The sequence below is a fragment of the Brevundimonas lutea genome, assembly GCF_003704105.1.
Taxonomy (GTDB): domain Bacteria; phylum Pseudomonadota; class Alphaproteobacteria; order Caulobacterales; family Caulobacteraceae; genus Brevundimonas; species Brevundimonas lutea.
In genome coordinates this window covers 300121-320486 of sequence record NZ_QUOQ01000003.1, presented here as the reverse complement: position 1 = coordinate 320486, position 20366 = coordinate 300121, and the positions used below count along the sequence as shown (strand labels likewise).

24 protein-coding genes and 1 tRNA gene are annotated in these 20366 nt (G+C 68.0%); 12 read left to right on the top strand and 13 right to left on the bottom strand.

Annotated features, from left to right (window positions below; all coding sequences use genetic code 11):
• Positions 1 to 156: 156 nt before the first annotated feature.
• Positions 157 to 534: a BlaI/MecI/CopY family transcriptional regulator gene (locus tag EES48_RS05560; protein WP_122465391.1), complete on the top strand. Its 378-nt coding sequence runs from the start codon at positions 157 to 159 to the stop codon at positions 532 to 534.
• Positions 534 to 2165, top strand: coding sequence for a M56 family metallopeptidase (locus EES48_RS05555; protein WP_122465390.1), 1632 nt, complete (start codon positions 534 to 536; stop codon positions 2163 to 2165). The genes EES48_RS05560 and EES48_RS05555 overlap by 1 nt, the downstream gene beginning before the upstream one ends.
• A 15-nt stretch (positions 2166 to 2180) precedes the next feature.
• On the opposite strand, the gene EES48_RS05550 is transcribed toward EES48_RS05555, so the two are convergent.
• From EES48_RS05550 to EES48_RS05530, 5 genes are all read right to left on the bottom strand, one after another.
• Positions 2181 to 3263, bottom strand: a complete 1083-nt coding sequence (locus EES48_RS05550) for a flavodoxin family protein (RefSeq protein ID WP_240623235.1) — start codon at positions 3261 to 3263, stop codon at positions 2181 to 2183.
• Entirely contained in the window at positions 3260 to 4252 is a 993-nt protein-coding gene (egtD, locus tag EES48_RS15110; protein WP_122465389.1) for an L-histidine N(alpha)-methyltransferase, read from the bottom strand. The genes EES48_RS05550 and egtD overlap by 4 nt, the downstream gene beginning before the upstream one ends.
• Positions 4245 to 5507 carry an ergothioneine biosynthesis protein EgtB gene (gene egtB, locus EES48_RS15105; protein WP_240623234.1) on the bottom strand — a complete coding sequence of 421 codons (1263 nt, stop codon included), beginning with the start codon at positions 5505 to 5507 and terminating at the stop codon, positions 4245 to 4247. Before egtB ends, egtD begins: the two co-directional genes overlap by 8 nt.
• Positions 5508 to 5607: 100 nt before the next feature.
• A complete protein-coding gene (locus tag EES48_RS05535) occupies positions 5608 to 6363 on the bottom strand; it encodes an arginyltransferase (RefSeq protein ID WP_122465388.1) in 756 nt (251 codons plus the stop codon).
• Positions 6364 to 6460: 97 nt separating this feature from the next.
• The gene (locus EES48_RS05530; RefSeq protein WP_122465387.1) at positions 6461 to 7363 is read right to left on the bottom strand and encodes a flagellar motor protein MotB; all 903 of its coding nucleotides are present in this window, start codon (positions 7361 to 7363) and stop codon (positions 6461 to 6463) included.
• Positions 7364 to 7482: 119 nt separating this feature from the next.
• Between EES48_RS05530 and EES48_RS05525 the strand changes: the two genes are divergently transcribed.
• From EES48_RS05525 to EES48_RS05510, 4 genes are all read left to right on the top strand, one after another.
• Positions 7483 to 8013: a DUF922 domain-containing protein gene (locus EES48_RS05525; protein ID WP_122465386.1), complete on the top strand. Its 531-nt coding sequence runs from the start codon at positions 7483 to 7485 to the stop codon at positions 8011 to 8013.
• Between the two features lie 60 nt (positions 8014 to 8073).
• Positions 8074 to 8577, top strand: a complete 504-nt coding sequence (locus EES48_RS05520; RefSeq protein ID WP_122465385.1) for a flavin reductase family protein — start codon at positions 8074 to 8076, stop codon at positions 8575 to 8577.
• Positions 8574 to 9452, top strand: a complete 879-nt coding sequence (locus EES48_RS05515; RefSeq protein ID WP_122465384.1) for an NAD(P)-dependent oxidoreductase — start codon at positions 8574 to 8576, stop codon at positions 9450 to 9452. Before EES48_RS05520 ends, EES48_RS05515 begins: the two co-directional genes overlap by 4 nt.
• Before the next feature lie 74 nt (positions 9453 to 9526).
• Positions 9527 to 9970: a hypothetical protein gene (locus EES48_RS05510; protein WP_162998037.1), complete on the top strand. Its 444-nt coding sequence runs from the start codon at positions 9527 to 9529 to the stop codon at positions 9968 to 9970.
• On the opposite strand, the gene EES48_RS05505 is transcribed toward EES48_RS05510, so the two are convergent.
• The 6 genes from EES48_RS05505 to hemB form a co-directional block, all read right to left on the bottom strand.
• Positions 9933 to 10328, bottom strand: a complete 396-nt coding sequence (locus tag EES48_RS05505) for a DoxX family protein (RefSeq protein WP_122465706.1) — start codon at positions 10326 to 10328, stop codon at positions 9933 to 9935. The two genes, EES48_RS05510 and EES48_RS05505, sit on opposite strands and share 38 nt — an antisense overlap.
• Before the next feature lie 11 nt (positions 10329 to 10339).
• Positions 10340 to 10768, bottom strand: a complete 429-nt coding sequence (locus EES48_RS05500; RefSeq protein ID WP_122465382.1) for a VOC family protein — start codon at positions 10766 to 10768, stop codon at positions 10340 to 10342.
• Positions 10765 to 11262, bottom strand: coding sequence for an SRPBCC family protein (locus EES48_RS05495; RefSeq protein WP_122465381.1), 498 nt, complete (start codon positions 11260 to 11262; stop codon positions 10765 to 10767). Before EES48_RS05495 ends, EES48_RS05500 begins: the two co-directional genes overlap by 4 nt.
• 175 nt (positions 11263 to 11437) lie before the next feature.
• Positions 11438 to 11941 carry an SRPBCC family protein gene (locus tag EES48_RS05490; RefSeq protein WP_122465380.1) on the bottom strand — a complete coding sequence of 168 codons (504 nt, stop codon included), beginning with the start codon at positions 11939 to 11941 and terminating at the stop codon, positions 11438 to 11440.
• Positions 11925 to 12278: an ArsR/SmtB family transcription factor gene (locus tag EES48_RS05485; RefSeq protein ID WP_122465379.1), complete on the bottom strand. Its 354-nt coding sequence runs from the start codon at positions 12276 to 12278 to the stop codon at positions 11925 to 11927. Before EES48_RS05485 ends, EES48_RS05490 begins: the two co-directional genes overlap by 17 nt.
• Positions 12279 to 12347: 69 nt before the next feature.
• Positions 12348 to 13352: a porphobilinogen synthase gene (gene hemB / locus EES48_RS05480; RefSeq protein ID WP_122465378.1), complete on the bottom strand. Its 1005-nt coding sequence runs from the start codon at positions 13350 to 13352 to the stop codon at positions 12348 to 12350.
• A gap of 79 nt (positions 13353 to 13431) precedes the next feature.
• Between hemB and EES48_RS05475 the strand changes: the two genes are divergently transcribed.
• The 5 genes from EES48_RS05475 (at position 13432) to EES48_RS05455 (ending at position 18532) form a co-directional block, all read left to right on the top strand.
• Positions 13432 to 14571, top strand: a complete 1140-nt coding sequence (locus EES48_RS05475; protein WP_122465377.1) for an acyl-CoA dehydrogenase family protein — start codon at positions 13432 to 13434, stop codon at positions 14569 to 14571.
• A complete protein-coding gene (locus EES48_RS05470) occupies positions 14568 to 16073 on the top strand; it encodes a tryptophan halogenase family protein (RefSeq protein WP_205679368.1) in 1506 nt (501 codons plus the stop codon). The genes EES48_RS05475 and EES48_RS05470 overlap by 4 nt, the downstream gene beginning before the upstream one ends.
• 60 nt (positions 16074 to 16133) lie before the next feature.
• The gene (locus EES48_RS05465) at positions 16134 to 17180 is read left to right on the top strand and encodes an enoyl-CoA hydratase/isomerase family protein (RefSeq protein WP_122465376.1); all 1047 of its coding nucleotides are present in this window, start codon (positions 16134 to 16136) and stop codon (positions 17178 to 17180) included.
• 58 nt (positions 17181 to 17238) lie between these two features.
• Positions 17239 to 18027, top strand: a complete 789-nt coding sequence (locus EES48_RS05460; RefSeq protein ID WP_122465375.1) for a class I SAM-dependent methyltransferase — start codon at positions 17239 to 17241, stop codon at positions 18025 to 18027.
• 67 nt (positions 18028 to 18094) lie between these two features.
• Entirely contained in the window at positions 18095 to 18532 is a 438-nt protein-coding gene (locus EES48_RS05455) for an HIT family protein (RefSeq protein ID WP_122465374.1), read from the top strand.
• Here the strand turns inward: EES48_RS05455 and EES48_RS05450 are convergent.
• Both EES48_RS05450 and EES48_RS05445 read right to left on the bottom strand, forming a co-directional pair.
• Entirely contained in the window at positions 18529 to 19767 is a 1239-nt protein-coding gene (locus EES48_RS05450) for an MFS transporter (protein WP_122465373.1), read from the bottom strand. The genes EES48_RS05455 and EES48_RS05450 overlap by 4 nt on opposite strands.
• A complete protein-coding gene (locus EES48_RS05445) occupies positions 19764 to 20120 on the bottom strand; it encodes a DMT family protein (RefSeq protein ID WP_162998036.1) in 357 nt (118 codons plus the stop codon). The genes EES48_RS05450 and EES48_RS05445 overlap by 4 nt, the downstream gene beginning before the upstream one ends.
• A 155-nt stretch (positions 20121 to 20275) precedes the next feature.
• Between EES48_RS05445 and EES48_RS05440 the strand changes: the two genes are divergently transcribed.
• A tRNA-Thr gene (locus EES48_RS05440) sits at positions 20276 to 20351 on the top strand.
• Positions 20352 to 20366: the final 15 nt, after the last annotated feature.

The window sequence follows — 20366 nt, the reverse complement described above, 5'->3', positions numbered from 1 at the left end:
GATCACGGCCGACAGGCGCGAGTCAATCGCAATGCGAATGATTGTCAGGTGCTGTAATGTCGCGGTCCCAGTCTCCCTAACTCGAATTCATCCTATCGCCACACTTTCGCCACGGTGCGCTACGCTTGTAGCGTTACGCATGTAGCGGAGATGGGCATGATCGAGAGTCTTCCCCGACGGGAGCGCGAAGTGTTCGAGACGCTGTGCCGCCTCGAACACGGAACCGCCGCCACAGTCCGTCACGCCCTATCCGATCCGATCAGCGATTCGGCCGTACGCACGCTTCTCAGTCGATTGGAGGCCAAGGGCTGGGTGTCGCGCGAGCCGGGGACGGACGGGTTCGTCTATCGCCCCGCGCCGCGCACCGACAGCGTGGCCAAGGGGGCGCTGCAGCGGATGATCGACACCTTTTTCGCCGGCTCGGCGGCCAGCGCGGCCACGGCCCTGCTGGGCATGGCGGACCGGCTGTCGCCGGAGGAAGCCAAGGCTCTGGAACAGGCCATCGATCGGGCTCGGACGATGGAGGGCCGGTGATGAGCGCCATTCTCATCGGGTCGCTGCTGGCCAAGTCCAGCATCGTGGCCGGGGCGGGGCTGATCGCCGCGCGGCTGGTCGGCCGACGGGCGATCGACCGGGTGGATGTGCTGCGGGCGGCGGTGATCGCCCTGCTGGTTCTTCCGTTGCTGATGGCCTTTGGTCCGGCTCTGCAGTGGGCCTTGCTGCCGCCGCCCGAGCCCGTGATCGCCGCCGTCTGGCAGGGCGCGGCGCCGCCCGTTGGCGGTGTCACGGTGACCGGGTCGGTGGTCTGGCCCGGCTGGGGCGTCGCCGCCGCGGTGGCCTGGTTGTTCGGCGCGGTGATCGTGGCCGGACGGTTCGGCCTGGGTGTCGCCGCCCTGATGGTCTGGACAGGCGAGGGCAGGGCGGCGCCGGCCGCCTGGCGCCGCGCGCTGGAACGACTGGCGCCGCAGCCTCGACCCCGTCTGGTCGAAAGCGACAGAATCGTCTCGCCGCTCAGCTGGGGCCTGCGTTCCGGGGCCATCCTGATCGACCCCGCCAGCCGCGAGCGCGACGAGGTCGCCGCCTCGGCCATCCTCGCCCACGAACTGGCCCATCTCAGACGTCGCGACTGGCTGTTCCTGCTGCTGTCGCGGCTGGCGCTGGCGCTGTTCTGGTTCAATCCGCTGGTCTGGATGCTTCACCGGACCCTTTCGGAGCAGGCCGAGGAGGCGGCCGACGCCGTCGCCCTCGAGAGCGTCGACCGTCAGGCCTACGCCCGGACGCTGGTCCGTCTCGCCTCCCAACCCTCACCCGTCGCCGCGACCGCCATGGCCGCCGACGTCCGCACCCTCAAGACAAGGATCGCCGCCATCATGACCGACCATCCCGCCCCCCGCCGCCGCCTCGCTGTCGCCCTGACCGCCCTGGGTCTCGTCGCCGTCGCCACGCCGCTCGCCGCCGTGGAGATCGCGAGCCAGGTCGCACCTCAGGCCGAGCCGGAGATCATCTATCTGGGCGACGGCGAAGCGCCGCCCATGCCGCCCGCGCCCCCGGCGCCGCCCGCACCGCCTCCCGCGCCAGCTCTGGTCGGCTTCGCGCCTCCGGCTCCTCCCGCCCCGCCGGCGCCCCCACCCGCGCCGCCCGCGCCGCCGGCTCCGCTGTTCCATCGCACCTCGCATGTGATCGTGCAGGAGGCGACGCCGGAGACCCGCCGCCGGGCCGCCGAGGCCCGGGCGCATGGCGAAGAAGCGCGGCGACGGGGCGAGGAGGCGCGCCGTCATGCGGAGTCTGCGGCCGCGGATGCGCGTCGTCGCGGCGACGAGGCGCGCGCCCACGGCGAACGCATGCGGGTGCACGCGGAGGCGATGGGCGAGCATGCCCGCGTCCTCGCGGCCCGGGCTCAGCAAGACGCCCAGCGACACATGGTCGAGGCGCGCGTGCAGATGCGCAATGGCGCCGAACAGATGCGCAAGGGCGCGGATCAGATGCGGGTCGAGTCCGTGCGGCTGCGCGATCCGGCCTATCGCGCCGAGCAGATCGTCAAGAACCGCGAGCGCGGAAACGAAGTGACCGACGCCGAACTGGCCGCCCTGGCGCCGCGCCTGGCTCAGCAGGCCGACGACCTGGAGCGTCAGGCCGATGATTTGGCGCGTCAGTCGGAGGACTGACGCGCGGCGCCTCGCCTACTTCTGCCGGGGCGTCTCGAGGTCCTGGCTGGGGTCGGTGAGGCGGCCGTCGCGGCGGGCCTGGGTGGCGCGGACCAGACAGCGGGCGGCGTTGCGCACCTCCTCCTGGATATTCTCGTCCGCATCCAGCTCGTCATGGCTAGTGGCGTAGGGCTTCCAGTAGCCGATGTAGCGGTCCAGCTCGGCCTCGGCGCCGGCGGGGATCAGCTTCATGAAGCACAGCCAGTCGTGCAGGCTGCGGCGCACGTTCTCGGCGCCCTCGACATCGCCGTGGACGACGGCGGCGAAGGTGCGCCCGGCCAGGTGGCGGGGATAGTCCCAGCGCTTGAGCTCCTCGGCCTTGGCCTTTTCGGCGTCCTTGCCGTGGGTCAGGGTCGGATCGGGATTGCCGCCGTCGGCGCAGACCAGCCGGTCCATCATCAGCTTGAACGGCGATGAGGTGGCGTACCAGTTGACCGGCGTGACGATCATGACCGCGTGGGCGCGCACCCACATGGGATAGATGTCGTTCATCCAGTCGTGGGTCTGGCCCAGGCTGTAGTTCGGATAGCAGGAGCACGGCCAGTGGCACAGCGGGGCCGCGGTCGAGAAACAGGCCTTGCAGGGATGGATGTCGCGTCCGTACTCCGAGGCCAGCCGGTTGAGTTCCAGAACCTCTATCTCAACGTTTCCGGAGGCTTCGATGATTTCCTTGGCCAGTTGCATCAACCGCCAGGACTTCGACATCTCGCCGGGGCAGGTGTGCTCGCTGCGCGACGAGGCGTTGATCAGCAGATAGCGGAGCGGGCCGTTTTTGGCGTCATGCTGGGCCTGGGCGGCGTCGATTGCGGCCTTGGCGTTGATCCAGTCGACCGCGAGATCGTAGTCGGGGTCAGCGTAACCGGGGCCGGCCTTACGGGTGATGGGCGCCTTTCGGCCGTCGTCATAGGCGTCGAAGGCGATGCCGGCGATGCGGTCGAGCTCGGCCCGCATCGGATCGAAGGCCGGATCGACGAAGGCGCTGAGATAGCGCTCGCGAAAGGTGGCTTCGTCCAGCTTGGGGTCCGGCATCCCCTCGCGAGGCTTGGGCGTCTCGCTCACGGACGGACCCGCATCATGTGGACGCTGAACAAGCCGTCGGGGTCGATCCAGACCGTTTCCGCTTCCCAGCCGGCGCGGTCCGCCAGGGCGCGGAAGCCCGGCAGGGTGTATTTCCAGCTGTCCTCGACGTGCAGGCGCTCGCCCTCTTCGAAGGTGAACCGCCGGCCGTCCAGAGTGACCTCGGTGTCCTTGAGCGCCACCAGGCTAATCTCCACCCGGCCTTCATCGGCCCGGTAGCGGGCCTCGTGGCGGAAGGCCTTGAGGTCGAAGTCGGCGTCGAGTTCCCGGTTTGCCCGGGCCAGCAAATTCAGGCTGAAGGCGGCGGTGACCTTCTGGGCGTCGTCATAGGCGGCTTCAAGGATAGAAGCGTCCTTCTGCAGATCGACGCCGATCAGCATCATGGCGCCGGCGCCCAGGCGTCCGGCCCACAGTTTCAGGAAGGACTCGGCCTCCGCCGGCGTGAAGTTGCCGATGCTGGAGCCGGGGTAGAAGCCGACCCGCTTGCCGGCGCCGCGCGGCGGCAGGTCGAAGGGCTGGGCGAAGTCGGCGGCGATGGCCTCGACCCTCAGGTCCGGATAGGCGTCCTGGATCGCCTGGGCGGCGCCGGCGAGATGGTCGCGGCTGATGTCGATCGGGACGTAGGCGTAAGGGTTGTCCAGGGCATCGAGCAAGATTCGCACCTTGACGCTCGAGCCGCTGCCCAGCTCGACCAGCTGGACGTTCGGCCCCACGCGCGCCGCGATGTCGGCGGCGTTGTCGCGCAGGATGCCGATCTCGGTGCGTGTCGGATAGTATTCCGGCAAGCGGGTTATGCGATCGAACAGGGCCGAGCCCTCGGCGTCGTAGAGGAAGCGATGGGGCAGGGCCTTGGGTGTGCTGGACAGCCCCTTCAGAGCCGCGCCGAGGAAGTCGTCGGCCGTGGGCTCCATGTCGTGCAGGATGGCGCGGCGATCCGATTGGGGCGCCCGCGCGTGGTCGGCGTCATACATCGTCGGCGAGCCTCAGTCCGGTGAAGGGCCAGCGCGCGGCCGGCGGGTAGAAGTTGCGATAGGTGGCTCGGGCATGACCTGGCGGCGTGACGCAGGCGCCGCCGCGCAGCACCATCTGGTTCGACATGAACTTGCCGTTGTACTCGCCCAACGCCCCCTCGGCCGGGCGGTAGCGCGGATAGGCGACATAGGGGCTGGCGGTCCACTGCCAGACCTCGCCCTGCATCTGGCGCAGACCGGGCGTGGGTTCGGCGGGGCGCGGGTGCAGGGCCGGACCGGAATCAGCAGCCATGGCGGCCGTGGCGACCTCCCATTCGGCCTCAGTCGGCAAACGACGGCCGGACCAGCGCGCGAAGGCGTCGGCCTCATAGAAGCTGACGTGGCAGACCGGCTCGGCGGGATTCAGCGGGTGCTGACCGGTGAGGCTGAACAGCGACCACGCCTCGCCGTCTTCGCGCCAGTAGAGCGGCGCGCGCCACTGTTCGGCCTGGACCACGGCCCAGCCGTCCGACAGCCACAGCTCGGCGCGGTGATAGCCGTCGTCCTCGATGAAGCTTAGCCAGTCACCGACCGTGACCAGCCGATCGGCCAGCGCGAAGGGCTCCAGCCAGACCTTGTGACGCGGTCCCTCGTTGTCGAAGGCCCAGCCGTCGCCGTCATGGCCGATCTCGACCAGGCCGCCGTCGAACCGCACCCAGTCCGGATCGCGCGTCGGCTGCACCTCGTGGGGCGCGGAGCGGGCGTAGGCGGGCGACAGCGGATTCATCGACAGGACGTGCTTGATGTCCATCAGCAGCAGCTCCTGGTGCTGCTCCTCATGGTTCAGACCGATCTCGGTGCGGCCGGCGATCTCGTCTGTGTGCCGGGCGGGCGGGTCGGCCAACAGAGTGGTCATGGCGTCATCGACATGGCGTCGATAGGCGACGACCTCGTCGCAGGACGGTCGGGAAATCAGGCCGCGTTCGGCGCGAGGATGACGACTTCCAATGGCTTCGTAGTAGGAGTTGAACAGATAGTCGAAGCGTCCATCCGGGGAGGTGTAACCCTCGAGATAGGGTTTCAGCAGGAAGGTCTCCCAGAACCAGGTGGTGTGGGCCAGATGCCATTTGGTCGGGCTGACGTCCGGCATCGACTGGACTTGCTGGTCTTCGGGCGAGAGCGGCGCGGCGAGGCCGAGGCTGCGGTCGCGAACGGTCCGGAACCGGGCGATCAGGTCGTCCGGCCGCCGAACCTCGGCGGGGTTGGGATTGGTCACGCGCACCCTTTCGTCTGCGAGCCTCGGTCGGCTCGCCGCCACCGGAAGGAAAACTGGACCGCAACGGCCAAGGTTCCGCAAAACCTGACGAAAACCAGCCTTACGCGCCTGGCGCCTCGTTCATGATCCGGGTCCAGCCCAGAAAGGTGAGGGCCTCCAGCGGACGAAAGCGGGCCTTGTAGTCCATCTTGGCCGAGCCCCGGACCCAGTAGCCGAGATAGAGATAGGGCAGGGCGGCCTCGCGGGCCTGAAGGATGTGGTCGAGGATGGCGAAGACGCCGGGACTGCGATCGGCCAAGTCGGGGTCGTAGAAGCTGTAGACCATGGACAGGCCGTCTGAGAGCCGATCCGTCAGGGCGACGCCGACCAGGGGGCCCGGCGCGCCGGCCTCGGCCGAAGGCAGGCGATATTCGATCAGGTGTGTGCGGACCGAGGTGTCCTCGACCATGGCGACATAGTCGAGCCATCCCATGCCGGCCATGCCGCCCTCGGGGTGGCGCGTGTGGAGATAGCGGGACAGCAGGCGGTATTGCTCGACGGTGGCGGCGGGCTCGACGGCCGTGCGGGTGAGGTCGGCGTTCCGGGCCAGGGTCCGCTTCTGGCTTTTCGAGAAGACCACCTCCTCGACCGGGACGCGCACCGAGACGCAGGCGGCGCAGTCGTCGCAGGCGGGCCGATAGGCGATGTTCTGGCTGCGGCGAAACCCGGCCTGGGTCAGGCGATCGTTGACCGCGGGACCGCCGGCGAAGGGCAGGTTGGCGAACACCTTGCGCTCGGTCTTGCCCGGCAAGTACGGGCAGGGGGAGACCCCCGTCATGAAGAAGCGAAGCTGGCGTTGGGGAAAATGCTGGGTCACGGATCGGTCCTGATCCGGAGTTGGCCCTTGAACCCCTGAGTCCGCAAGGGGTTAGTCCGCACTAGGCGCCGGCCGCCGCTGCGGGCCGGCGCATTCGTCACAGGCTGGTGTCCGTGGGCAGGACCGGCGCCTCTCTCAACAGCACGATCGAGATGCGGCGGTTGCCGGCCAGAGTCGGGTCGTCGGGATACAGCGGATCCGAACCGGCCTTGCCCGACACGGCGTAGACCCGGTCGGCATCGACCCCAGCGGCCTGCAGGATGCCGCGCGAGGCGTCGGCGCGGGCGGCCGACAGCGGCCAGTCGCCAGGGGTGGACGCGCGGGACTGGCCCGCCACCGCCGAGGTGTGGCCGGTGATGGTGACGCGGTTCGGCAACTGGTTGACCACCCGGGCCACGGCCCGCAACAGCACACGGGCGCGGTCGTTGGGCTGGGCCGAATTGTTGCCGAACATCGAGCGGCCTTCCTGGTCGACCAGCTGGATGCGCAGGCCCTCGGGCGTCTGATCGACGATCAGCTGTTTCGACAGTTCAGCCAGCTCCGGCATCGACTGCATGGCCTGGCGCAGGGAGGCGGCGGCCGAGGCGAAGTCGGCGGCTTCGCGCCGGGCGATCTCGTCGCGCAACTCCTCCTCGGAGGCGGCGGCGAGGTTCTGATTCTGACCGGCCTCGGGCGGGGCGTCCGGCGGCGCCTCGGGGGCCAGCTGTTCGATCACCGACATGGCGCCGGAGCCCTTGGCCCCGTCGTCGCCCAGGCTGGTGCCGCCCAGGATGCCGCCGGAGCCGGAGGTGGTGGCGCTGACGCTGGCGGGGGCGAAATATTCGGCGATGCCGCGCTTCTGCTCCGGATCCGTGGTGTTGATCAGCCACATCAGCAGGAAGAAGGCCATCATCGCGGTCACGAAGTCCGCATAGGCCACCTTCCAGGCGCCGCCATGATGGCCATGGCCGACGACCTTCTTGACCTTCTTGATCAGGATGGGGCGGTCGCTGGAAGACATTCTCGCTATGGAGCCGTTGACGCTGTTCGTTAGCCATAGTTTCGCAGCCGCGCCGTTAAGAAGGTGTTTGCGATATCCACGTTGAGCGCCGATGTTGGCTCGGGATAAGGGGATCGACCGTGGCTGGAGCTTTATTCCTGGCGTTGCTGCTGCAAGCTTTTGCCGGCGACGTCGAATTCCCAGGCATCGAAATCCAAACCTATACGATCGATGACGCAGCGACCTCGTCGCTTCGCGAAGCAATGCGCGCCGCGAGACTGCACACGGCGGACGGTGGCCGAGCGGTCGTTCGAACTGACTGGCGTTACGATTGGCGTTGGGCCAGGTCTCGAGATGGCGCCTGCGTTGCAGAGTCCGCCCGGACGGAAGCCAAGGTCGTGATGACCGTTCCGGTCATCTCTCTGACCACTAGTTTCGACGACCGAGAGCTTGAACGGTTTGCCACATTTGTCGATGGGCTTATGGATTATGAGCGTGGGCGGCTCGCTTTGATCGATCAGGGTCGCGAGCGATCTGATTCCGCCATGCGTGGCGCTTCCAATTGCGCTGAGATGGAGGCGGCCGCGCGTGCAGTGCACCTCGACACTGTCCGTCGCATCGCAGAATACGAAACGCAGAACACCGCTGCGCGCGACAGGCTAGTCTTTTGATGCTGAAGCGAGTCGGGCGGGGTCCTTGCTCCCCGCAAACCGCTCAGCTAGGCCCAGCCGGTGACCGTTGAACCCACTCCCTATTCGCTCCCGGCCGAGGCCGGTGCGTATCGACGCGCGCTGGGCGCCTTCGCCACAGGGGTGTGTGTGATCACCGCCGACACGGCCGAGGGGCCGTTGGGGATTACGGTCAACTCGTTCACCTCGGTGTCGCTGGAGCCCCGGCTGATCCTGTGGTGCCTCGATGAGCAGTCCGAGCGCTGGCCGGTGTTCGCTGCGGCCGAACGGTTCGCGGTGCATGTGCTGGCCGCCGAGGACGAGGCGGAGGCGCGTCGGTTCGCGCGCGGGGTCTGCCGGCTGGAGCCCGAGGAGTTCACGCGCTCGCCGGACGGCACGCCCCGGCTTCACCGCGCCGCCGCCTGGTTCGACTGCGCCACCCATGATCGGCTGCCCCTGGGCGATCACATGGTCATCGTCGGACGGGTCGAGGCGTTCGAGGCCGAGGACCGGCCGGTGCTGACCTTTCATCGGGGCCGCTACGGACGGCTGGGAGACGCGCAATGAAGATCGGCTTCGTCGGACTGGGTGTGATGGGCGGGCCGATGGCGCGGCATCTGGTCGAGGCCGGCCACGAGGTGCGCGGTTTCAACCGCTCGCCGGACAAGGCGCGGGGCTGGGCCGAGGCGACGGGCGGGACGTTCGCAGCGACGATCGCTGAGGCGGCGCAGGGCACCGAGCTGTTGATCCTGTGCGTCGGCAATGACGACGATGTGCGTGGCGTGGTCGGCGAGGCGCTGAAATCCGTGCCGGACGGGGCGGTGCTCGTGGACCACACCACCACCTCGGCGACCGTGGCGCGGGAGATGGCGAAGGCGGCCGAGGCGCGCGGCTGCGCCTTTCTCGACGCGCCGGTGTCGGGCGGGCAGGCCGGGGCGGAGAACGGCCGGCTGGTCACCATGATCGGCGGCGAGGCCGGGGCGGTGGCGACGGCGCGGCCGGCGCTGGAGACCTATTGCGCCGCCATCCGCCATCTGGGTCCGTCGGGGGCCGGCCAGCTGACCAAGATGGCCAATCAGATCGCCATCGCCGGCGCGGTCCAGGGGATGGCCGAGGCGCTGCACTTCGCCCTGGCGGCCGGTCTGGATACCGATGGCGTGTTCGAGGCCATCTCCAAGGGCTCGGCCCAGAGCTGGCAGATGGACAACCGCTGGAAGACGGCGGCCAAAGGCGAGTTCGAGTTCGGCTTCGCCGTCGACTGGATGCGCAAGGATCTGGGCCTGGTGCTGGACGAGGCGCGACGAAACGGCGCAAGACTGGCCCAGACGGCGCTGGTCGATCAGTTCTACGCCGAGGTGCAGGCCATGGGGGGCAATCGATGGGATACGTCCAGCCTGGCGGCGCGGTTGAACCCGGAAAGCCTGCCGTCGTCGCGGAAGTAGCTCCAGATCCGCTCTGGGGCGCCTGGCGTGCCCTGACGCTCGAGTTCCGGCTGCGGCGTTTGCTGTGGCACCTGATGTTCTCGCCGTCGGGCTGGGGCTTCTTCGGCGCGGATGTGGTGTCCACCCTCAGACGGACCCCGATGGCCAAGGCCGGGCTGGCGCAGCTGGAGCCGCTGTCGGACGCCCTGCTGACCCGGCTGACCGATCTGGCCGCCGTCAACGCCCGGCGCTGCGAGGCGCTGTGGCGGATGTCGGCGCTGTTCTACATCACCGTGCCGGTGACCCTGATCCTGGCTGGGCTGCAGGGCGCGCCGGATGTCCTGCGAGAGTTTGTCGAGGCATTGGGCTGGTTCGGATATGTGATCGTGGTCGGTGTCACCCTCCAGATGCTGCACTACTTCGCCGCCCTGTGGCGGGCGCGCCAGATCGAGGCGGTGATCGACCTGGCGCGCATCGAGCGAGCTGGCTTGGTCGACGATATCAGACGCCGCCGCGTCGCAGCGGCAGAAGCCCTCTGAGCGCCGGGTCTCGAAGCCATAGGCCGCCCCACATGACCAGGCCCAGATAGACGCCGAACAGCGTGTGGCTGAACAGCGGGCTCCCCGCGTTCATGTGGGTGGCGATGGCGCCGCCGAGGACTGCTGTCAGGGCCACGGCTCCCAGGAGCGAGGTCCGGCGCCATGCATAGAGCAGCGTCCCGATCAGCTCTATCGCGCCGATCATCGGGATTCGGGCGTCGGCGATGCCGATAGGGCGCGACGCATCCTGAGCGATTTCCGGCATCAGGAACTTCGGCGCGACCGAAGCCCCCAGCATGAACAAGATGAACAGGCCGCTGAGCACGCGGCCGGTCCACACCATGGGCGACGCCTTCATGAAACCGCCCGTCACGCGCCGGGCTCGCCGTTGGTGTTGATCATCCAGGGCACGCCGAACTTGTCCACGCAGGCTCCGAAGCCGGGAGACCAGAAGGTCTTTTCGAAGGGCATGACCACCTTGCCGCCCTCGGACAGGGCGTCGAACCAGCGGCGCGCCTGATCGGCGTCGTCGGTATGCAGGCTGACGTCGAAGCCGTTCTTGGGTTTGGTGATGTTGGGCGCCCACTGCACGTCCATGTCGGCGCCCATGATCGACTGATCGCCGACGTCCATCCAGCAGTGCATCAGCCAGTCGTTGTACTTGGGATCGCCCTGCATCTCGGGCGGTCCGTCGGCATAGCGCATGGCGGTGGTGATCTTGCCGCCCAGAACCTGGGCGTAGAAGTCAAAGGCCTCGCGGCACTGGCCGTTGAAGCTGAGGCTGGGCACGATCTTCATGGTCGTCTCTCCCTTTGACCCGGTTCAGTGGGATTGGCCGCCAGCCAGGCCTCCAGGCGGTCGATCGTGGAATTCCAGCCGTGTTTGTGGCCGGTCAGGCTGCGTTCGGACTTCAGGCCTTGATGGGTGAAGTCCATGACGGTTCGGCCGTCGTCGGTCTCGGCCAGATCGACGGTGACCAGGGTGTCGACCGGCGGGCCGTCCTCGTGGCTCTCGTCCCACTTGAAGGTGAAGACCAAGCGTTCCGGCTCGGCGATCTCGCGATAGACGCCGCCCTGCCAGAGTTCCTCGCCGGTCTCGGGGGACCTTAGGCCGATGCGCCATTCACCGCCGACGCGGAAGTCGGAGGTGACGCTGAAGGCGGGCCATTCGACCGGACCCATCCACAGCACCAGCACCTCCGGCCGGCTCCAGGCCCGCCAGACCAAGGCGCGCGGGGCGTCGAACGTGCGGCGAAGGGTGAGGGTGGGGCGCAGGTCTTCGGCGAGGGTCATGGCTGTAGAGGCTCCGTCATCCTTCTCCCCTCGGGGGAGAACGTGGCATGCGTAGCATGACGGTTGAGGGGGCTGTCGGACACGGGGGCGAGCGGCAAGCATTGGTTTCGCTTTCACCAGCCCCCTCATCCGAGCCGCTTCGCGGCCCACCTTCTCCCCCGAGGGGAGAAGGGCATCAGAACGTTTGAACGATCTCGTTGAGCTGATCGGCGACCTGGCCCCAGCCTTCGTGGAAGCCCATTTCAACGTGCTGCTTCATGGCCGCCTCGTTCCAGTGGCTGGCGGTGGCGGTGTACTTGGTCTTGCCGTCGGCGGTCGGCTCCAGCTCGATGCGGGCGACCATGAAAGGCTGACCGGACGGCTTCCAGTCGGGCGTGAAGGCGTCGGTGGAGATCAGGCGACGGTTGGGGATCACCTCTAGGAACACCCCCGAGTTCGGAAACCGCTCGCCGTCCGGACCGTGCATGATGAAGTTCATGCGCCCGCCCGGACGCGGCTCGATCACGCAGTCGCTGATCGACCACGGCTTGGGCGCGAACCACTGGCTGAGGATGGCCGGGTCGGTATAGGCGCGGAACACCTTCTCGGGCGGCGCGTCGATGATCCGCTCGAGCACCAGGTCGAAGGCGTGGGCGACGCCGTCGGTATCGCAGGGGTTCGCGTCAGTTTCGTGAGCCATCGTCTTTTCCTTGCTGAACGTTACGCAGATAGGCTTCGAGGCGGTCGAAGCTCTGATCCCAATAGCGGCGGTAGTGTTCGAGCCAGTCGGCGACGCCCTTCAGCGCCATGGGCTCCAGCCGGGCAGGGCGCCACTGGGCCTCGCGCCCCCGGCTGATCAGCCCGGCCTTTTCCAGCACCTTGAGGTGTTTCGATACGGCCGGCAGGCTCATGTCGAAGGGTTCGGCCAGCTCGTTGACGCTGGCTTCGCCCTGGCTCAGCCGCGCCAGGATGGCCCGACGGGTCGGGTCGGCCAGGGCGGCGAACTTGGCGGAAAGAATGTCCGGTTCCGACTGCATAACCGAACAGTTAAATAACGCGGATGGCGTTGTCAACCGATCAGTTAAATGGCGGGACGTTTGGCTTAGTTATCGCCCCAGCAGCTTCGCGGCCTCTGGAGCGAAATAGGTCAGCACCCCCGCGCAGCCGGCCCGCTTGAAGGCGGTCAGGGTCTCGATCATGGCGCGGTCGCGGTCCAGCCAGCCGTTGGCGACGGCGGCCTGGATCATCGCGTACTCGCCCGACACCTGATAGGCGAAGGTCGGCACGCGGAAGGTCTCGGACACGCGCCGCACAATGTCGAGATAGGGCATCCCCGGCTTGACCATCACCGCGTCGGCGCCCTCGGCGATGTCCATGGCGACCTCGCGCAGGGCTTCATCGGAATTGGCGAAACTCATCTGGTATGTTTGCTTGTCGCCGCTCAGCATGGCGGCCGAGCCGACGGCGTCGCGATAGGGGCCATAGAAGGCCGAGGCGTATTTGGCGGCGTAGCTGAGGATCAAGGTGTCGTGAAAGCCGTTGGCCTCCAGAGCCTCGCGGATGGCCTGAACGCGGCCGTCCATCATGTCCGACGGCGCAACCACGTCGGCCCCGGCGTGGGCCTGGATGAAGGCCTGTTCGGCCAGCCGCTCCAGACTGGCGTCGTTCAGGATGCGGCCGTTCTCGACCACGCCGTCATGGCCGTGGTCGGTGTAGCAGTCGAGCGCCACGTCGCACATGACGCCGATCTCGGGCGCGGCGTCCTTGATGGCCTTGATGCAGTCGGGGATCAGGCCGTCGGGGTCGGTGGCGCCGGTTCCGACCGCGTCCTTGGTCGCGGCGTCGACGTTGGGGAACAGCGCGACCAGCGGAATGCCCAGATCTCGAGCCTGGACCGCCGCCCTGGCCGCCTCGGACGGCGACAGGCGGAACACGCCGGGCATGGAGGGCACGGGCACGCGGGCCTCGGCGCCGTCATGCACAATCAGCGGCCATATCAGGTCGGCGGGCGTGAGGGCCGTCTCGGCGACCAGGCTGCGCACCCACGGCGCGGCGCGCAGGCGACGAGGGCGGGCGAGCGGGAAGGGCGCGGGCGAGAGGGGCAGGGACATGGGGGGCGTTTAGCGTCCTTCTCCCATCGTCGGAAGGTTTTGGTTAGAAGGCTGCAAAAGCCGAACGAGGAAACGCTTCATGGACTTCGCCCTCTCCGACGACCAACGCGCCATTCAGGACGCGGCGCGCGCCTTCGCCGAGGCGGAATTCCTGCCCAACTCGGCGCGCTGGGACGAGGACAAGCACTTTCCCGTCAATGTGATGAAGCAGGCCGCCGAGATGGGCTTCTGCGGCATCTATACGGGCGAGGAGCACGGCGGACTGGCCCTGGGGCGGGTCGAGGCGGCGGTGATCTTCGAGGAGCTGTCGCGCGGCGATGTTTCGACGGCCGCCTTCATATCGATCCACAACATGGCGACCTGGATGATCGACAGCTTCGGCTCCGACGATCTGCGCGGCCGTTATGTCCCGGACCTGGTCGGGATGGAGAAGATCGCCAGCTATTGCCTGACCGAGCCGGGCTCGGGGTCGGATGCGGCGGCGCTGCGCACCACGGCGCGGCTGGACGGCGACCACTACGTGCTGAACGGCTCCAAGGCCTTCATCTCGGGGGCCGGGACCTCGGACGTCTATGTGGTCATGGTGCGCACCGGCCAGGACGGGCCGAAGGGCGTGTCGGCGATCGTGGTCGACAAGGATGCGCCGGGGCTGAGCTTCGGCGGCCAGGAGAAGAAGATGGGCTGGAACAGCCAGCCCACCGCCATCGTCCAGTTCGACGACTGTCGCGTGCCGGCGGCGAACCTGCTGGGCAAGGAGGGCGACGGCTTCCGCTACGCCATGGCCGGGCTGGATGGCGGGCGACTGAACATCGCCGCCTGCTCGCTGGGCGGGGCGCGGCTGGCGCTGGAGACGGCGCAGGACTACGTCGCCAGCCGCAAGCAGTTCGGAAAAGCCATCGGCGAGTTCCAGAATACCCAGTTCAAACTGGCCGATATGGCGACGCAGCTGGAGGCGGCGCGGCTGATGGTGCTGCGCGGGGCGTGGGCCATCGACACCGGCCACCCGGAAAAGACCAAATGGTGCGCCATGGCCAAGCGCCTGGCCACCGACGCCTGTTTCCAGATCGCCGACGAGGCGCTGCAACTGCACGGCGGGTATGGGTACCTCAAGGACTATCCGCTGGAGCGGATCGTGCGCGACCTGCGCGTCCACCGCATCCTGGAAGGGACGAACGAGATCATGCGGGTGATCGTGGCGCGGGAGCTGTCGCGGCAGTGACGACAGCGCCCATCAGGTCCGTCCTGATCGTCGGGGGCGGCACGGCCGGGTGGATGGCGGCGGCGGCGATCAAACAGGCAGTGGGGCCTCATGCGCAGGTCCGCCTGGTCGAGTCGGCGGACATCGGCATCGTCGGGGTGGGCGAGGCGACCGTGCCGACCATCCGCGATTTCAACGCCCTGATCCGCCTCGACGAGGCGGAGTTCATGCGCGAGACCAAGGCGACGTTGAAACTGGGCATCCAGTTCAACGGCTGGGGGACCAAGGACAGCAGTTATTTCCATCCGTTCGGCGTCTATGGGCCGGGACCGACGCTGAGCGAGTTCCCCCAGACCTGGATGACCCTGCGGGCGCGGGATCAGGCAGAGCCGCTGGAGGCCTATTCGATCTGCGCCGAGGCGGCGCGGCAGGGCCGGGTGGGGCGTCAGGAGCGCGATCCGCGCTCGCCCTATGGCGGGCTGGTCAGCGCCTATCACTTCGATGCGGTGCTTTACGGCCGGTATCTGCGCAAGGTCTGCGCGGGGCGCGACGTCGAGCGGATCGAGGGCAAGATCGTCGAGGTGGTCCAGCGGCCTGAGGACGGCTTCGTCGATCATGTGCGGCTGGAAGATGGGCGCACCCTGGCGGCCGATCTGTTCATCGACTGCACCGGCTTTCGCGGTCTGCTGATCGAGGGCGCGCTCAAGGCCGGATACGAGGACTGGTCGCATTGGCTGCCGATGAACCGGGCCCTGGCCGTGCCCTGCGCCAAGGCGGGGCCGGCGACACCTTATACGACCTCGACCGCCGAGGCGGCCGGCTGGCGCTGGCGGATCGCCCTGCAGCACCGCACAGGGAATGGCTATGTGTATTGCGCCGACCTGATCGAAGAGGAGGAGGCGCGGCGGGTGTTGCTGGACAGCCTGGACGGCGAGGCGCTGGCGGAGCCGCGACTGCTGTCGTTCACGACCGGCAAACGGAAAAAGCTGTGGGACAGGAATGTCGTGTCGCTCGGTCTGTCGTCGGGGTTCATCGAGCCGCTGGAATCGACCTCGATCCACCTGATCCAGGTCGGGCTGTACCGGCTGTTGCAGCACTGGCCGGACGCGAGCTTCAGCCCGATCAATATCGACAGCTACAACCGGCGGCTGGACCGCGAAATCGCCCAGGTGCGGGACTTTGTGATCCTGCACTACCACGCGACGCAGAGGGACGATTCCGAGCTGTGGCGGCGGGTGGCGACCATGCCGATCCCCGACACCCTGGCCGAGCGGGTGGAAGCCTTTCGCGACCGTGGCATCCTCTATCCGGTGGCGGCCGACGAGTATTTCCAGCCGACCTCCTGGCTAGCGGTCATGGCCGGGCAGGGCCTGACGCCGCGCGCGCCGAACCCTCTGTACGGCTATCAGGACATGGCGCGCACGACGGCGCAGTTCGATGGTCTGAAGGCCGCCTTCGCCGAGGCGGCGGCGCGCCTGCCGGCCCACGAGGACTTCCTGAAATCGCAGCGGATGTGGGCGTGACAGGATTGGAAGGCCCGCCGGCCGTGGACGCGGCCGGTTCGCCCGGCTAGCAACCCCGCCATGACTGAAGAGATCCTCGCGCGAGTCGAGGGCGGCGTCGGCCGTCTGACCCTGAATCGGCCCAAGGCGCTGCACGCCCTGAACCGGCCGATGTGCCTGGCCATGACCGAAGCGCTGCTGGCCTGGCGGGGCGACGATGCGGTGAAGTCCGTGCTGATCGACCACGCGGGCGAACGCGGGTTCTGCGCCGGGGGCGACATCCGCATGATCGCCGAGAGCGGGGCGGGGGATGGGTCGGATGCCCGGGCCTTCTTCGACGCGGAGTACAAGCTGAACGCCCTGCTGTTCGATTATCCCAAGCCGGTGACGGCCATTGCCGACGGCATCGTCATGGGCGGCGGTGTCGGCATCAGCGAGCCGGCCGATGTGCGGATCGCCACCGAGCGGACCACCTACGCCATGCCCGAGACGGGCATCGGCCTGTTTCCCGACGTGGGCGGCGGCTGGTTCCTGCCCCGGCTGGAGGGTGAGGTCGGGACGTGGATCGCCCTGACCGGCGCACGACTGAAGGCGGCGGACACGGTGGCGCTGGGCATCCACACCCACTTCCTGCCGGGCGACGCCATCGAGGCGTTCAGAAGCATCCTCAAGACCGACCCGGCCTATCCGATCGACATCGCCGACAACCTGGCTGCCGATCCGGGCGAGGGGACGGTGGAGCCGCATCTGGAGACCATCGACCGGGTCTTCGCCCATGACAGGATGGAGGCGATCGTGGCGGCCCTGGAGGCCGAAGGCTCGGAGTGGGCCGACAAGCAGCTCTCGATTCTACGCACCAAGTCGCCGCAGTCTCTGAAGGTCACGCTGCGACAGCTTCGGAAAGGGGCTACGCTGGAAACCTTCGCCGAGAACATGGCGATGGAATACGCCCTGGGGGGCAGGGTGGTGCAGACCCATGACTTCCAAGAGGGCGTCCGCGCCGTAATTCTGGACAAGGACAACACGCCGAACTGGAAGCCGGCCCGGCTGGAAGAGGTGACGGACGCCGAACTGGACCGGCTGTTCGCCCCCTTGCCCGACGGAGAGGCGTGGCGGCCGATCGACTAACACCGCTTGCCACGCGCTCCGCTTCGGCGCGACAGTCCGGCCGAACCGGGAGTCCGTCATGTCGAAATCGCTGTTGCTGCTGAGCGCCGCCCTGATCCTGGCCGGCTGCGCCCCCACCGGCGTCGCGGACGAGCCGCTGCGAACCCATTCGCAGATGCGGCCGGGTAACACCGACCCGACCTATGGCCTGCGCCAGATGGCCATCACCGATCCGCTGCGACCAGCCGATGAGGTGGCGCGCGATCCGTTGCGGCGCCCCGATGAGATGCTGGCCTTCATCGGCATCAGTTCCGGTTCCGTCATCGCCGATATCCGGCCGGAAGAGGGCTATTTCACCCGGCTGTTCGCCCGTGTCGTCGGCCCCAGCGGCCACGTCTACGCCGTGGTGCCGACCCGAACGGCCGAGCGCGAGGACGCCCTAGCCGACACCCTGGCCGGCGCCTATCCGAACGTCAGCCGGGTGACGACGCGACTGGAGACGATGACCTTCGACCGGCCGCTGGACGTGGTCTTCACGGCCCAGGAGTATCACGACTTCACCATGCCGCGCTTCGAGGTCGATGTGGCGGCGATGAACCGGGCGGCCTTCGCGGCGCTGAAGCCCGGCGGGCTGTATGTGATCATCGACCATTCCGGGCGGCCAGGCACGGGCGCGACCGAGGCCTCGACCTTGCACCGGATCGAGGGCGCCGAAGTGCGCCGCCAGGTCGAGGCGGCCGGTTTCGTGTTCGATGGCGAGACCAATGCCTTGGCCAATCCCGACGACGACCGGACGATCAATGTGTTCGACGAGGCGATCCGGGGGCGGACGGACCAATTCGTCTATCGGTTCCGGAAGCCCGGCTGACGGTCAAGCTTGCCGGGCCGATGTCCGGCGCCGATGATGGCCCGCCCTTCGCTGACCGGATTCGACGATGAGCCTGCACGGCGCTTATGACCCCGACAACGTCTTCGCCAGGATCCTGCGCGGCGAAATTCCGGCCACCAAGGTGTGGGAGGACGACCACGTCCTGGCCTTCATGGACGTGTTTCCCCAGTCGGAGGGTCACGTGCTGGTGGTCGCCAAGGGGTCGACCGCGCGAAACATTCTCGAGATCGAGGCGGATGAGCTCGCGCGCGTGACGGAGGTCGTGCGGCGCGTGGCCATCGGTGTCGAAAAGGCGCTGAAGCCCGATGGCGTCACGATCAGCCAGTTCAACGGGGAGGCGGGCGGCCAAACCATCTTCCATCTGCATTTCCATGTCGTCCCCCGCTGGGCCGATCGCCCGCTGAAGGGCCACGGTCACGCCCCCATGGCGACCCCCGAGCAGCTTCAGCCCCTGGCCGAGCGCATCCGGGCGGCGATGGGCTAGGCCTCTCGTGGTTCCTCGGTCGCGGGGCGGATGGCGCAGGCGTCACGCATCAGGGGCGTCGCGACCAGCCAGATGAGCAGGGCCAGCACGGCCACGCCGGCCAGCGCGAGGAACGCCTCGCCATAGCCCAGGCGCGCCGCGACCAGACCGGCCAGGGTGGCGCTGAGCGCCGCGCCGATGCGGTGTCCGGTCTCGACCGCCCCATAGCCGGCGTTGATGTGTCCGGTTCCCGCGAGGATGCGCGCGATCAGACCGGGGGTCGCCACCCCGATCAATCCGGCCCCTACGCCGTCGAGCACCTGAACCGGCACGATGGCCCAGGGATCGTCCCAGAAGCCCGCGATCAGGCCGCGCACGGGCAGAACTCCCAGCGCCAGCACCAGGACGATCCAGTAGCCCCGGGACTCCGCCAGACGGGCCGCGAGCAAGGCCATGCCGATCATCGTGAGCTGGGCGATGATGATGGTGAGGGCGGCGAACAGCTCGGGATTGACCAGCTGTCGCGAGGTCGCGGCCTGGCTGAGCAGCGGCAGCATGGCCGCGTTGCCCAGGTGGAACAGGAAGATGACCACGGCGAAGATCATCAGCGGACGGGATGACACCAGGGTGGTCCAGCCCGAAGGGCCGGCGGCGGAGTCCTTGTCGGAGCCGCGCGCCTGGGCGTGATCGATCTCGTCGCCGCGAATGACCTGCGCGAAGATCATCGACAGCAGGGCGAACAGCACCGTCAGTCCGACGATGGCCGCGATGCCGAACTGAAACCCGAGCAGTCCCCCGAGCGCGGCGCCGACGACATTGCCGCCGTGGTTCCAGGCCTGGTTTCGGCCGATGCGGCCGGCCAGGCGCGTCTGGCCGACCAGCCCCAGGGTGATGCCGGCGATCGCCGGGGCGATCGCCGCGCCCGCCGCGCCCATGGCGACCTGGGCCGCCGTGATCACGGGAAAGGCGCTGGAGATCAGCACCGTCGCGGCGCCGACGGCGACGATGAAGGCGCAGACGCTGAGGAACATGCGCTTAGCGCGGGTCCGATCGACCCAGGCGCCCGCCGGCCCCGTCGCCGCCATGGCGGCCAGGCTGGACAGGGTGAAAACATAGCCGATGTGGTCCGGGCTCCACCCCTGAGCCACCAGATAGACCCCAAGGAAGGGGCCCAGGCCATCGCGGACGTCCGCCAGGAAGAAGTTGACGGCGCTCAGCGCCTTGAGCGAGCGCGACGACGCCGAGGGCGGGTTCATCCGATCGGCCCTTTGAAGATGAACCAGGCGCCGCCCGCGATCAGCAGAAAGCCGACGCCGTGGTTCAGCGTCAGTTTTTCACCCAGGTACAGAACCGAGAAGGCCGCGAAGACCACCAGGGTGATCACCTCCTGCATCGTCTTCAGCTCGGCCGCGGAATAGACCTGATGCCCAATGCGATTGGCGGGCACGGCGAACCAGTATTCGAAGAAGGCGATGCCCCAACTGGCCAGGACCACGACCCACAGGGCGCGATTCTCGAACTTGAGATGCCCGTACCAGGCGAAGGTCATGAAGATGTTCGAGCAGATCAGCAGCAGGATCGGCGCGATGGTCGGCCCGGTCAGCGACATGGAAAGGCTCACGATGGACGCTTGGGGAAAAACGCGAGCCGTCCCAAACTCCGGACCCTGCCCGCGTCGGATAGCGGACATAGGGGAAAGGGGTTCCCTGCGACGCTCAGCAGCCGCTTGCCCGCGTCGATCATCCTCGCCATAAGCCTCGGGACGCCGGTTTAGCTCAGCTGGTAGAGCAGCGGTTTTGTAAACCGAAGGTCGCGGGTTCGATTCCTGCAACCGGCACCACCTCCAGGCGGGCGA